This is a genomic window from uncultured Microbacterium sp., from assembly GCF_963524805.1.
Classification (GTDB): domain Bacteria; phylum Actinomycetota; class Actinomycetes; order Actinomycetales; family Microbacteriaceae; genus Microbacterium.
Window position 1 is genome coordinate 488,893 of the sequence record NZ_CAURGG010000002.1, and the last position, 13,286, is coordinate 502,178.

General features: G+C 69.8%; 12 protein-coding genes. 9 read left to right on the top strand and 3 right to left on the bottom strand.

What is annotated here, in order from left to right:
• Nucleotides 1–45: 45 nt before the first annotated feature.
• The 3 genes from RWQ91_RS06850 to RWQ91_RS06860 all read left to right on the top strand — a co-directional run bounded on the left by RWQ91_RS06850 (nucleotide 46) and on the right by RWQ91_RS06860 (nucleotide 4,891).
• Entirely contained in the window at nucleotides 46–1,077 is a 1,032-nt protein-coding gene (locus tag RWQ91_RS06850; protein WP_314503975.1) for an ABC transporter permease, read from the top strand.
• An 81-nt stretch (nucleotides 1,078–1,158) separates the two neighbouring features.
• A complete protein-coding gene (locus RWQ91_RS06855; protein WP_314503980.1) occupies nucleotides 1,159–2,265 on the top strand; it encodes a substrate-binding domain-containing protein in 1,107 nt (368 codons plus the stop codon).
• 85 nt (nucleotides 2,266–2,350) lie between these two features.
• Nucleotides 2,351–4,891 (top strand): ATP-binding cassette domain-containing protein, encoded by a 2,541-nt coding sequence (locus RWQ91_RS06860; protein ID WP_314503983.1) that lies wholly within the window; start codon nucleotides 2,351–2,353, stop codon nucleotides 4,889–4,891.
• A gap of 67 nt (nucleotides 4,892–4,958) precedes the next feature.
• On the opposite strand, the gene eboE is transcribed toward RWQ91_RS06860, so the two are convergent.
• Nucleotides 4,959–6,182 carry a metabolite traffic protein EboE gene (gene eboE, locus RWQ91_RS06865; RefSeq protein WP_314503985.1) on the bottom strand — a complete coding sequence of 408 codons (1,224 nt, stop codon included), beginning with the start codon at nucleotides 6,180–6,182 and terminating at the stop codon, nucleotides 4,959–4,961.
• Nucleotides 6,183–6,376: 194 nt separating this feature from the next.
• On the opposite strand from eboE, the gene RWQ91_RS06870 reads away from it, so the two are divergent.
• Entirely contained in the window at nucleotides 6,377–7,099 is a 723-nt protein-coding gene (locus RWQ91_RS06870; protein ID WP_314503988.1) for a cupin domain-containing protein, read from the top strand.
• On the opposite strand, the gene RWQ91_RS06875 is transcribed toward RWQ91_RS06870, so the two are convergent.
• Entirely contained in the window at nucleotides 7,100–8,281 is a 1,182-nt protein-coding gene (locus RWQ91_RS06875; RefSeq protein WP_314503989.1) for a 4-hydroxybenzoate 3-monooxygenase, read from the bottom strand.
• Nucleotides 8,282–8,380: 99 nt separating this feature from the next.
• Nucleotides 8,381–9,133, bottom strand: a complete 753-nt coding sequence (locus RWQ91_RS06880) for an IclR family transcriptional regulator (protein WP_314503991.1) — start codon at nucleotides 9,131–9,133, stop codon at nucleotides 8,381–8,383.
• Between the two features lie 137 nt (nucleotides 9,134–9,270).
• Between RWQ91_RS06880 and pcaH the strand changes: the two genes are divergently transcribed.
• From pcaH to pcaC, 5 genes are read left to right on the top strand one after another with little or no spacing between them, the layout of a single operon-like run.
• On the top strand, nucleotides 9,271–10,137 hold the full coding sequence (gene pcaH, locus RWQ91_RS06885) for a protocatechuate 3,4-dioxygenase subunit beta (protein ID WP_314503993.1): 867 nt from the start codon (nucleotides 9,271–9,273) through the stop codon (nucleotides 10,135–10,137).
• Nucleotides 10,137–10,691: a protocatechuate 3,4-dioxygenase subunit alpha gene (pcaG, locus tag RWQ91_RS06890; RefSeq protein WP_314503995.1), complete on the top strand. Its 555-nt coding sequence runs from the start codon at nucleotides 10,137–10,139 to the stop codon at nucleotides 10,689–10,691. The genes pcaH and pcaG overlap by 1 nt, the downstream gene beginning before the upstream one ends.
• On the top strand, nucleotides 10,681–12,030 hold the full coding sequence (locus RWQ91_RS06895; protein ID WP_314503998.1) for a lyase family protein: 1,350 nt from the start codon (nucleotides 10,681–10,683) through the stop codon (nucleotides 12,028–12,030). Before pcaG ends, RWQ91_RS06895 begins: the two co-directional genes overlap by 11 nt.
• On the top strand, nucleotides 12,027–12,836 hold the full coding sequence (locus RWQ91_RS06900; RefSeq protein ID WP_314504000.1) for an alpha/beta fold hydrolase: 810 nt from the start codon (nucleotides 12,027–12,029) through the stop codon (nucleotides 12,834–12,836). Before RWQ91_RS06895 ends, RWQ91_RS06900 begins: the two co-directional genes overlap by 4 nt.
• Complete coding sequence (pcaC, locus tag RWQ91_RS06905; RefSeq protein ID WP_314504003.1) at nucleotides 12,833–13,252, top strand: 4-carboxymuconolactone decarboxylase; 420 nt, start codon at nucleotides 12,833–12,835, stop codon at nucleotides 13,250–13,252. Before RWQ91_RS06900 ends, pcaC begins: the two co-directional genes overlap by 4 nt.
• The last annotated feature ends 34 nt before the right edge of the window (nucleotides 13,253–13,286 follow it).

The following is a 13,286-nucleotide window of genomic DNA, read 5'->3' on the forward strand; positions in this document are numbered from 1 at the left end:
TCCACCACCACGGGACGGACTACTCATACTTTCGAAGGGGAGAGCATGACCGCAGAGACGACGCAGCGTCGACTCGGCAGTGTCCGGTTCGGGCGCTCCAAGGGTCTGCTCACGATGGCGATCTCGACGGTCGTGCTCGTCCTGCTCGGCTTCCTGCTCGCGCCGAGCAGCGTCTCCCAGGGTGCGATCCTGGGCATGCTGCCGTTCGCGTCGGTGCTCGCGATCATCGGCCTCGGCCAGATGCTGGTCGTGCAGCAGGGCGGCATCGACCTCTCGGTGCCGGGGGCGGTCTCGCTCGCGGTCGTCCTCGCGACGCACATCCCGAATGAGAACGACGGCCTGCTGCTTCCGGCGGTGCTCGCCGTCTACGCGTGGGCGATCGGCGCGGGCCTGCTCAACGGCCTGCTCGTCGGTCGCCTCGGGCTGAATCCGATCATCGCGACCCTCGGCACGAACGCCCTGCTGTTCGGCGCCGTCCTGGGCATCTCCGGCGGCATCCCGCGCACGACCACGCGGCTGCTCAGCACGATCGCCGGAGGCCGCACGGTCGGCATCCCGAACGCCGTCCTGTTCGCACTCGGGTTTCTCGCGCTGGTCATGCTGCTCGTCAAGAAGACCGTCGCCGGCCGTCGCTTCGAAGCCGTCGGTGCGAGCCCGGCCGCCGCGCGGGCGACGGGCCTGCGATACCGCACGCACCGCGGCGCGGCCTACGTGTGGTCCCAGCTGCTCTTCGCCACCGCCGGCATCCTGCTCGCAGGCATCACGAACCAGCCCACGGCGTTCCAGGGCAATTCGTACCTGCTGACCTCGGTCGCCGTCGTCGTGCTCGGCGGAACGTCGCTGCTGGGCGGACGGGGCTTTCCCGCCGCCACAGTCGTCGCCGCGCTGTTCCTCAGCCAGCTCGACCAGTTCGTGCTCGCTCTGGGCGTGCCGTTCGCCGTCCGGACGCTCGTGCAGGCGGCGGCTCTCGCGATCGGCGTGGCGATCTACACCGTCGACTGGGCCGCGGTCCGGCGCCGTTTCACGGCGTCGTCCCCGACGGTGCCGCCGCCCAGTTCGACGCCTGCTGTCACCTGAGAATTCCCGCTCACCCGGAGCGGGGTGCACCAAGAGAAAAGACCGCGCGACGCAGCTGTCGCACGGATTACGGAGGAGAACATGAACTACCGCAGAATCTCCGCGGCTGTCGCCGCAGTGGGCCTCGCGGCGCTGGTGCTCGCAGGATGTTCGAGCGACTCCGGCGATTCCAGCGAACCCGCCTCATCGGGCGGCACCTCTGTGGAGGGCGCGCCCGATTGGTGCGGACCCGATGAGGCCGTCGTGGGACTGCTCGACGGCTTCGGCGGCAACAGCTGGAGGCTCGTGACCACGGCTGCCGGCGCCGACGAAGTGGCCAAGTGCCCGAGCGTCGTGGACTACCTGTACGCCGATGGTCAGGGCGACACCCAGAAGGCGATCTCGGACATCCAGGGAATGGTCGCCTCCGGCGCCGACGCGATCGTGGTCTTCCCGGATGCCGGCGAAGCGATGCTCCCCGCACTGCGCAGCGCCTACGAGGCCGGCGTCGTGACGGTCCCGTACCGCGTCGACCCGGGCGGAAAGGCCGGCGAGGACTACGACCTGTGGGTCGGAGCGGACTTCGTCGCCGATGGAGAGGCGTGGGGCGGCTGGATCAAGGAGAACTTCCCCGACGGTGCCAACATCCTGTTCCTGAGCGGACCGGCCGGCAACAGCCAGGGCATCGACGAGCGCAAGGGCTTCGAGTCCGTCCTCACGGATGACAAGTACGTCTACCTCGGCGAGCAGCCCTACGAGGTCACCAACTGGGACCCGGCACTCAGCCAGCAGGTGCTGACGGCCGCGATCGCGAAGTACGACAAGATCGACGTCATCGTCTCGGACTTCGGTCCGTCACTGGTGGGCGCGCTTCCCGAATTCGAGAAGAGCGGTCGCTCCATCCCGGCGCTGGTCACCTCGGACGGCAACGTGCTGGCCTGCTTCCAGCAGGAGAAGGTCGCCACGAACCCGGACTTCTCGCTGTTCACCGTCGCGACGGGCAATGACAACGTCCGCCTCGCGGTGCAGCACGCGGTAGCCCGCGCGACCGGCGGCAAGATCCCGTCCTCGGACGTCTTCGAGGCGCCGGTGTTCGAGAACTCGGTGACCGGTGACCCCAACGACGTCACCTGCCGCGACGATCTGCCGGGCGACATCTACCTGTCCGCGCAGATGTCCCCGGAAGACCAGGCCGCGCTGCTGAAGTAGCACGACCGGCCTCCCGGGCCGCAGCATCCGCTGCCGGCCCGGGAGGCCTCACCCCCGTAACCGCCACCCGCAGAGTGAGGCCCCTGTGAACACCGAGACCGCCGAAGCGCCCACCGTCGTCGCGACGCTGGCCATGTCGGGCATCTCCAAGAGCTTCGGCGGTGTCGCCGCTCTGACCGACGTCGCGCTCGAGGTGCTCCCCGGCGAAGTGCATGCGCTGCTCGGCGAGAACGGAGCCGGCAAGTCGACGCTCATGAACGTCGCGACCGGCACGATCCGGCCCGACACCGGAGCGATGGTCTTCCAGGGCCGGGCGATCGAGAGCCTCGACCCGCGCGAGGCTGCCCGGCTCGGCATCGCGTTCGTGCACCAGCACCCCGCCGTCATGCCCGATCTCACGGTCTTCGAGAACCTCCTGGTGGCGCTGCCGCCGTCCGTCTTCGCCGGGAACGGCTCCCGAGAAGACGCCGCACGAGCGCTCCTGAACCGCGTGAACCTCCGCGTCCATCTGTCCGACCGCGTCGAGACCCTCTCGGTCGCCAAGAAGCACCTGCTCGAGATCGCCAAGGCGCTCGCGGTCAACCCGTCCCTTCTGGTCCTCGACGAACCCACGGCCCCCCTGGGTGCGGAGTCGGTCGACCTGCTCTTCCAGCTGGTGCGGGATGCCGTCGCGACGGGCAGCTCGGTCGTCTACATCACGCACCGCCTCGCGGAGGTGCGCGAGCTCGCGGATCGGGTGACCGTGCTCCGCGACGGTCGCCTCAGGGCCACGGCCGTCGTGGACGAGATTTCGGACGGCGAGCTGCTCGCCCTGATCGTCGGTCGCCAGCTCGATTCGACGTTCCCGCCGAAACACGACTCCGCGCAGAACGCGGCGCCGAACTTCGTCCTGTCGGGACTCACCGGCGCGGGCTTCAACAGCGTCTCGCTCGAAGCACACCGCGGCGAGATCATCGGCATCGCCGGTGTGGTGGGCAACGGCCAGAGCGAACTGCTCCGCGCTCTCGCCGGGCTCTCGCCGTTCGACGGCTCCGTGAGCGTGAACGGCACGCAGATGACGGGCAAGGCGCTCCTCAACCTCGCCGCCTACCTCCCCGCCGACCGGCTGAGCGAGGGTCTGATGATGCGGCTCTCCGTGCGCGAGAACGCCGCGGTGTCGGCACTCAAGCGCTTCCGGTCCGGGCTGCTGATGAACCGCAAGCGCGAGCTCGGGATGGTCGGAGACACGCTCGGCTCCCTCTCGGTCAAGGCCGCCTCGCTCGATGCGAACGTCTCATCGCTCTCGGGCGGCAACCAGCAGAAGGTCATGGTGGCCCGCGCTCTGCTCTCCGAGCCGACCCTCGTCCTGGCCGATGAGCCCACGCAGGGCGTCGATGTCGGCGCCCGTGCCGAGATCTACCAGATCCTGCGCGACGTGTCGGCGACCGGCATCCCCGTCATCGTGGCGTCCTCCGACGCGAAGGAGCTCGAGGGGCTCTGCGACACGGTGATCGTCATGTCGCGCGGACACGTCGTCGAGGTCCTCCGCGGCGACGAGCTGACCGAGGAGCGCATGATCGGCGCTGCGGTCAGCTCGACCACGCAGACCGTCAGCATCGACTCGACGCTCGATGCCGACAGCGGCGATCGCTCGGCAGTGCGCCGGGCGAAGATCCGTCGATTCGTGCAGGGCGACTACGCCCCGGCCGTGCTGCTGGTCGCCGTCATCATCGGCCTCGGCGCCTTCATCTTCGCGCAGAACGACCGGTACCTGGGCGCGTTCAACATCTCCTCGATGCTGCTCCTGGTCAGCGCGCTCGGCTTCATCGCGCTCGGGCAGACCATCGCCCTGCTCACCGGCGGCATCGACCTCTCCGTCGGGCCCCTGGTCGGCTTCCTGGTCGTGGTCGGGTCGTTCTTCATCCTGGACGAGTCCCCGGTCGCATCCATCCTCTTCGGGCTCGCCGCGATGCTCGCCGTCTCGATCATCGTCGGGCTCATCAACGGCGTGCTGATCCGATACGTGAAATTCACCGCGATCGCCGCGACGTTGACCGTGTACATCGCCCTGCAGGGCATGAGCTTCCTGGTGCGTCCGACCGCCGCGGGATTCATCAACGCGGACGTCTCGCGGGCGATCACGACCAAACTCGGTCCCATCCCGATCGCCTTCATCGTCCTCGTGCTGGTCGTCGTCGGTCTCGAGTACGCGCTGCGACGCACCCGTTGGGGCTGGCAGCTGCGCGCGGCAGGATCCGATGAGGAGTCGGCTCGCCGCGTCGGCGTCGACATCAACCGGACGGTGGTCCTGGCCTACGTCTCGACCTCCGCGCTGACCTTCCTCGGAGCGATCATGCTCATGACGCAGATCGGCATCGGCGACCCGGCCCAGGGCGTGGCGTACACGCTGTCCAGCATCACCGCCGTCGTCCTCGGCGGCACGAGTCTGCTGGGCGGGCGCGGCACCTTCGTGGGAACGCTGCTCGGCTCGGTGCTGCTGGTGCAGGTGCTCAACGCGACGGTGTTCCTTCGCCTGGATCAGCTCTGGCAGTACGTGCTCCAGGGTGCCCTCATCCTGGCCGCCGCCATCGTCTACGCGCTGGTGCGCTCGCAGCGTCGCCGCGGCGTCATGCGCGGTGCGACCTGATCGCGACGTCTGACCGCACGAGAGAGCGCGGTCCGAGTCGATCTCGGGCCGCGCTCTCAAGATGGCTTCAGTCCTGCAGCCGCGACCGGACGAACTCCAGCTCGCGAACGACGTAGTCGACGATGTCGCCGGTCTTGAGCGCTTCGGGCAGGACGTCCCAGGTGTAGGTCTCGATCTCGAGGTGGTCGCTGAGCGGAAGCTCGCGGTGCAGTCGCAGCGCGTCTTCGACACCGAAGCGGGTCGTTCGGAACGGGCCGATCTCGGAGAGGAACACCGGCACGTGGAAGTGCGTCCGCAGCTCGGTCGGCACCGGGTTCGCCTCATACGCGTCCAGTGCGTCGCCGAGGTGGAGGTACTTCGTCACCCGTCCCTCGGCGCGCAGCGTCGACTGGCTCAGATAGATCGTGTCCGTGAACACCCGAAGCTGCGGGGGCATCTCCTCGGTGAGTCGCTCGACCCACAGGGCGGCGGCCTCCTGGAGCTTGAAGATGGGGATGCCGGCATCCACGAGCTTGTTCAGCGACGCGGTGATGTCCTCGAAACCCACTGTCTGGTGACCGATGTCGAACACGATGCCGAGGTAGCGGCGGATGGCGCCCTCAGCCTCGCTCACCGGGATCGAGGCGAGGCGCGCAAGCTCCTCGACGCCGGCGCGGGAGTGGATGCGCTCCTGGAAGAAGGTCACGGTCTCGTCGGTGGTCTCGAGATAGCAGGCGGGCTCCGGCTCGAGCGCGAGCTTGACCCGTCGGCCGGTCCGTTGCTCGAGGGCGCGCAGGTGGGCGACCACGCGCAGCGTGTTCGTGGTGAGTCGGGCGATGTCCGCTTCGCCGTGGACATTCGCGGCGAAGGCCAGGGGAGCGCTCTGGATACTGGGATCGATGCTCGCGGGCGTGAGTTCTGCGAGCAGTTCGGCCACGCCGATCGTGTACGCGATGCGCTCCTCGCTGCTCCAGTCGGGCTCGTACACGTCTTCCATCACCCGCCGCCCCTTGAAGGGGCCGTAGGGGAACGCGTTGACCGTATAGAGGTACAGGTCGTTCTCGTCCAGGAAGGCGCGCAGTGAGGCGCGCTCCGAGGCGGACCCGCGCAGGGTCTGAACCGTGGCGGCCGACATGCGCAGCGAGACCGCGAAGGGCTCCTCGGGCGATACGCGCGCTTTGACCCGCGGGACGAACTCCTCCAGACTCGCGCGCATCTGCTCCCACGTGTCACCCGCGTGCACGAGGGTGGAATAGCTCAGATGCCCGAGGCCGTTGCCCAGATCCACGTCGATCTCCTTGCCGGGGTCCACGCGACCCGCTCGCTTGTACAGTAATACTTAACAGAACGTCGACGCAACGAAGCAGCACTGGACGACGGCGCGCCTCGTCAGGCAAAGAAGGGCCCAAACGATCCTCCGGTGCGCCTGCGGGCTCCGCTATCATGTGAGAAACGCAGACTGTTCAGCACAGCTGAATGTCCGCCCCGCCGGGACGAAGGAGCGACGTGCAGCTGGATGTGGGTTCGGAACTGCGGCGCGTCAGAGAATCGCGCAAGCTCAGCCTCCGCAATGTCGCCGGTGCGGTGGGGGTGTCGGCAAGCCTGCTGTCGCAGGTTGAGACGGGGAAGACCCAGCCGTCGGTCAGCACGCTCTACGCGCTGGTGAACTATCTCGGCATCTCACTGGATGGCCTGATGGGAACGAGCCGCGCTCAGACGTCCCCGCTCGGCATGTCACCGGCCAGCGCGCCCGTCGACGGTGCCGTCGAGCGGCGCAGCGACAACATCGTGCAGCGCCGCGAGGACAATCCGATCATCGAGATGGAGAACGGCGTCACGTGGGAGCGCCTCGCCGTCGGCGAATCATCCGTGGCGGATCCGCTCATCGTGACGTACCAGCCCGCCGGCTCGTCCTCTATCGAGGGCAAGATGATGCGGCATGCGGGCCTGGAGTACGGTGTGCTCCTTGACGGCCGGCTGACCCTGCGCATCGACTTCGAGAAGTACGACCTCGAACCCGGCGACTCGTTCTGCTTCGACTCGAACCGTCCGCACCTGTACGTGAACCAGACCGACCAGCCCGCTCGCGGCATCTGGTTCGTCATCGGCCGGCGCGAGATGGAGTACCAGTCGCTGTCGGACCTCGGTCACGAGCATCCGGGTGAGCCTCGCCCCATCAACTCCGCGGTCGACGTCCTCCAGAAGCTGCGCGCCGACTCGAACGGCTGATCAGACCGCCGGGAACGGCCAGCCCGTGTACGCCTCGGCGAGGTAGGTCTGCCCGGCCTCGGACTCGACGACCGAGCGCAGCTCGCCGACCTGGCGCAGCTTGTCGAAATCCGAGGCGTCGGGCGCGACGTGCAGCATGCTCGTCATCCACCACGAGAAGTGCTGCGCCTTCCAGATGCGCTGGAGGGCGGCATCCGCGAAGCCGTCGATGAGCCGCGCGTCGTCCTCGAGCAGCAGCGCCTGCAGGGCGCGGTTCAGCAGGATCACGTCGGCGACGGCGAGGTTCATGCCCTTCGCGCCGGTGGGCGGCACGGTGTGCGCGGCATCGCCGACGATCGCCAGGCGTCCCTTGCGCAGCTCGTGGGCGACGAAGCTGCGGAAGCGCAGCACGTCGCGCTGGAAGATCGGGCCCTCGATGAGCGTGGTGCCGGGAACGCGCTTCTGCAGCGCCTCCCAGACTTCGGCCTCGCTCAGCGCGTTGGGGTCGGCATCCGGATCGCACTGGAAGTACATGCGCTGCACGGTCGCGCTGCGCTGGCTGATCAGCGCGAAGCCGTCGGGGGAGTTGCTGTAGATGAGCTCGTGCGCGCTCGGGGGCGCCTCGGTCAGGATGCCGAACCAGGCGAACGGGTACTCGCGGAAGTAGCCGCCGGTGGACGAGCCCGTCACGGCGGCGCGCACCACGCTGCGGGAGCCGTCGGCGCCGACGACGAAGTCCGCATCGATCACGAGTTCCGCGCCGTCGGCGTCGGTCGCGTGGACGCGCGGCAGGTCGCCGTCATCGTCGACCCGATCGACCGTGATACCGAAGCGCAGGTCCTGCCCGGCGGCGAGCCGGGCGGCGATGAGGTCCTTGAGCACCTCGTGCTGCGGGTACAGCCAGACGCTGCGGCCGACGAGACTCGGAAAGTCGATGCGGTGGCCGTCGCCGGCGAACCGAAGCTCGATGCCGTCGTGGCGGGAGCCGACGGTGCGGGCGCGGCTGAACTCTCCCAGCGAATCGAGCACGTCGACGGTGCCCTGCTCGAGGATGCCCGCGCGGATCGTGCTCTCGATCTGCTCGCGAGTGCGCACATCGACGACGACCGATTCGATCCCGGACTCGGCGAGCAGGTGCGACAGCAGCAGGCCGGCAGGGCCGGCGCCGACGATGGCGACCCGGGTGCGGACGGTGGTGGTCATGGCGTCTCCTTCGACGACGGTGAGTGGATGCCGTGTCCCCAGTGTGGGATCCCGACCGGCCTCCGGCTCCACGCATTCCCGATGAACGGGAAACCGCTCTCACCCCCGGAAGCCCAGCGACCGCTCGATGTCGCGCTTGCCGGCGTGCAGTTCGACCAGGGCCGGCTCGACCGGATCGTCGCGGCGGAGCACGACCGACAGCGCGGCGACGACCATGCCCGTCTCGTCGCGGACGGGCACGGCGACCCCCGTGGAGACTGACTCGATGAAGCCGCGCGCCACCGCGTGGCCCAGCGCTCGAACCTCCGCGAGCTTTCTGCGCAGCGCCGCCGGATCCGTGATCGTCTCGCGCGTGAGCGGAGGGAGCGGCGCGGCGAGGATGCGCTCCTGCAACTCCCGGTCGCCGTAGGCGAGCAGCACGAGGCCTGACGAAGAGGCGTGCAGGGGCAGGCGCCCGGCGATGCGCGTGACGTTCGATCCCGAGTCGGGTCCGCTCAGCCGCTCGAGGAAGAGGGCCTCGTCCTGCTCGAGGATCGCGAGCTGGGTGTGCTCGCGCACGCGTGCCTGCACCCGCTCCATCGCGGGCATCGCCGCCTGCCGCAGCCGCAGCGCCTGTGAGGAGCGGGTGGCCAGCTCCCACAGGCGCATGCCGATGCGGATGCGGCGATCGCCGTCGCGCTCGAGCAGTCCGGCCTCGACGAGTTCGCCGACGATCCGGTGGGCGCTCGATCCCGGCAGGCCCGCGCGCCGGCCGATCTCCGCGGCCGTCTGCACGGTACGGGTCGGCGTAAAGGTCTCCAGCACGCGCACGAGCCGGTCGGTGACGGAGTCGCCCGAGGTCGAATTGGCCATGCCGACAGCCTGACACGACTCTCATTGGATGGGAATGCGCGTGTGCGCGGCATCCCGAACGGTGGACGATGGACACGCCGCACCGATCGTCGCGCCCGAATGACCTGCGCACATCCGATCGGGTCAAAGGAGACACCATGACCGCACTCGACCCCGACCGCATCGACGACGAGGCCTTCGCATCCTCGGTCGTCCTCGAGCAGACCGCCGCCGCGCCCGAGACGCTGCTGGCCTCGCCCGACCAGGTGACGCAGTCCGAGATCACCCAGGAGATCATCGACCTGCACGCGGATGCCGAGCGGCGCGTCGCCGCGGGCGAGCGCGTTCCGGCCACCCTGTACGACTTCCCGCCCTACCGCTCCAGCATCCTGCGCCACCCCACGAAGAACCCCCGCCTCGTCGACCCCGAGACGATCGAGCTCTACTCGCCCGCGTTCGGGCAGCGCGACGTCGCCGTCATCGAGTCCGACCTCACGCTGCAGCACACGGGTGAGCCGCAGGGCGAGCGCATCACCGTGAGCGGTCGCCTGCTCGACTCGTACGGCCGGCCGCTGCGCAATCAGCTCATCGAGATCTGGCAGGCCAATGCCGCGGGCCGCTACATCCACCAGCGCGACCAGCACCCCGCGCCGCTCGACCCCAACTTCACCGGCGCCGGGCGTCTGGTGACCGGCGACGACGGGCGGTACTTCTTCACCACGATCAAGCCGGGACCGTATCCGTGGAAGAACCACGTGAACGCCTGGCGACCGGCGCACATCCACTTCTCGGTGTTCGGCAGCGCGTTCACCCAGCGGATCATCACGCAGATGTACTTCCCCGGCGACCCGCTGTTCGCGCTGGACCCGATCTACAACTCCATCCGCAGTCAGAAGGACCGGGACCGCCTGATCGGCGCCTACAACCACGACCTCACCGTTCCCGAGTTCTCGATGGGCTACGAGTGGGACATCGTCGTCGACGGTCCCGACGCCACCTGGTTCGAGCCCGAGGGAGAGCACTGATGCCCGACAAGATCCTGGACCCCACACCGGGTCAGACCATCGGCCCGTTCTTCGCGTTCGGTCTGGACTACGCCAAGAAGCACGAGGTCGCCTTCCCGCACAGCCCCGGGGCGATCGTGCTCGGGGGCACGGTGACCGACGGCGCCGGTGCGGCCATCCCCGACGCGATCGTCGAGATCTTCGGGGCGACGCCCGAGGGGACCGTCCCGACCGACCGCGGCGCGCGCCGCCGCGACGACCACAGCTTCACCGGCTTCGGTCGCGCGGCCACCACCGATGACGGCCACTACGAGTTCTGGACGCTCAACCCCGGAGCGATCGACGGCAAGGCGCCGTTCTTCGCGGCGGTCGTCTTCGCGCGGGGACTGCCGAACAAGCTGCACACGCGCATCTACCTCCCCGAGGACCCGGAGCGGCTCGCCGCGGACCCCCTGCTGTCCTCGCTCACGCCCGAGGAGCGCGATAGCCTCATCGCAACGCGCACGCCCGACGGCGGACTCCACTTCGACATCCGACTGCAGGGCGAGAAGGAGACCGTGTTCCTTGCCTACTGACGGGCCTGCCTTCGACGTCGGCCTGCTCTCGCCGGTGACGGTCGGGCACGACCGGGCCGTCTCGGATGCCGCCGTGCTCGACGCGCTCGTCACCGCGGAAGTCGCGCTCGTGCGGGCGCGCGGGGCACTGGGGCTGGGCCCGGACGAGGTCGTCCACCGGGTGTCGGATTCCTTCGGCTGGACCGCCCCAGGGGAGCCCTGCCGCGGGCACGCGATCGACGCGTCCGCGCTGGCAGCGGCATCCCTCGCCGGAGGCAACCCGGTCATCCCGCTCGTGAAGCTGCTGACCGATGCGGTCGGAGCAGACGCCGAGATGCACCGCGGGGCGACCAGTCAGGACATCCTCGACTCGGCGCTGATGTTCACAGCGTCCCGGGCCGCGCGGGAGATCTCGGCGTCGCTGCACGCCACCGCCGCTTCGCTGCGCGACTTCGCGAGTGCGCACCGCTCCCAGGTCGCCGCCGCCCGCACCCTCACGCAGCATGCCGTCCCCACCACGGTGGGGCTGCGCGCGGCGAACTGGCTTCGCGGTGTCGAGCGTGCGGAGTTGCGAGTGGATGCCGCCGCCGGGGCGCTGCCTGCCCAGCTCGCTGGTGCCGGGGGCACGCTCGCGTCCTTCGTCGAGCTGTACGGTGCGGATGCCGCGGCCGAGCTGCCCGCCGCCTTCGCCGCCGAGCTCGCCCTCGCCGCGCCCGAGGCGCCGTGGCACACCACCCGCTGGCCGGTGACCGAACTCGCAGATGCCCTCGTGCAGGCGATCGACGCGGTCGGAGTGATCGCGACCGACGTCGCCACGCTCAGCCGCACCGAGATCGCGGAGCTGTCCGAAGGTGTCGGCGGCGGGTCGTCGGCCATGCCGCAGAAGCAGAACCCCGCGGCATCCGTCCTCATCCGCTCCGCGGCACTCCGCGCCCCGCAGCTCGCGGCAACCCTGCACCTGGCTTCGGCCTTCGCCGTCGACGAGCGGCCCGACGGCGCGTGGCACGCGGAATGGCCGGCGCTGCGCGAGCTGCTGCGCCTGGCACTGGGCGCGACCGCCACCGCTGCGCGGCTCGTGGGGGGACTCCAGGTCGATGCCGATGCGGTCGCGCGGAACCTCGACGCCACCCGCGGGCTGATCGTCGCCGAGCGGCTCTCGCTCGTGCTGTCGCCGCTGATCGGAAAGTCCCGAGTCGCCGCGACCGTCGCGGCCGCCGGCCGCGGTGAGGATCTCGCCGCGCTGCTGCGCGCCGAGCCCGAGCTGGCCGATACCGATGTCGACGCCCTGCTCGACCCCGCCGGATACACCGGAGCGGCCGACGCCCTCGTCGACCGGGCCGTCTCGAGGGAGCAGCCGTGACCGTGCCGACGATCGCCCTGACCGCGCCGGTCGGTCCTGCCGACGCGCCGCTGCTCGTGCTCGGCCCCTCGCTCGGGACCTCGACCATTCTCTGGGAGAACACGTTGCCGATCCTGGCGGAGACCTTCCGCGTCGTCGCCTGGGACCTGCCTGGGCACGGCGCGTCGCCGGCCGCGACCGAGGCGTTCACCGTCGCCGATCTCGCCGATGCGGTCGCGGACGCAGTCCGCACGCTCGGCGTCGACCGCATCCTCTACGCCGGAGTCTCGCTCGGCGGCGCGACCGGCCTGGAGCTCGGGCTGCGGCATCCGCAGCTCGTGTCGGCGCTCGCGGTCGTCGCATCCGGCGCGCAGCTGGGTTCGCCGGAGTCGTGGCGCGAACGCGCGGCCACCGTGCGGGCGCAGTCGACCGCGGTGCTGATCATCCCGTCGGCGCAGCGCTGGTTCGCACCGGGATCGATGGAGCGCGAGCCGGAGCTGTCCGGCCGGCTGCTGCACGCCCTGCGCGATGCCGACGCCCAGAGCTATGCCCTCTGCTGCGAAGCGCTCGCCGCGTACGACGTGCGCGACCGCCTGGGCGAGCTCGGGATGCCGGTGGTCGCGCTGTGGGGCGAGCACGATGAGGTCGCTCCCGAGACGAAGGCCGCCGAGGTCGCTTCCGGCGTCGCGGATGGCCGCGCCGAGATGATCGCGGGCGTCGCCCATCTGCCCCCCGCCGAGGCACCGGCGGCGACCGCTGATGCGCTGCTCGCGTTCTTCCCATCCGTCGCCGATGCCGCTGATGCCTCTGAAGGAGAACGCGCATGACCGAATCCGCACCCCGCCCCGCCGGCGAAGGCCTCACCGACGCCGAGCGCTACGCGCAGGGCATGAGAGCCCGCCGCGAAGTGCTGAGCGACGCGCACGTCGACCGCGCGATCGCCGGGACGACCGCGGTGACCGCGGACTTCCAGGACCTCATCACGCGCTACGCGTGGGGCGACATCTGGTCGCGGCCGGGCTTGGACCGCCGCTCCCGATCCGTCGCGGTGCTCAGCTCGCTCATCGCGCACGGGCACCACGAGGAGCTCGCGATGCACCTGCGCGCCGCGCTGCGCAACGGCCTCACGGTCGATGAGGTTCGGGAGGTCATCCTGCAGTCGGCGATCTACTCGGGCGTTCCGGCGGCGAACAGCGCGTTCCGCATCGCGAACGAGGTTCTCGGCGAGGGCGGCAAGGACTGAGGATCTTGCGCCGCGACGAAGTTCCTCGGGATGC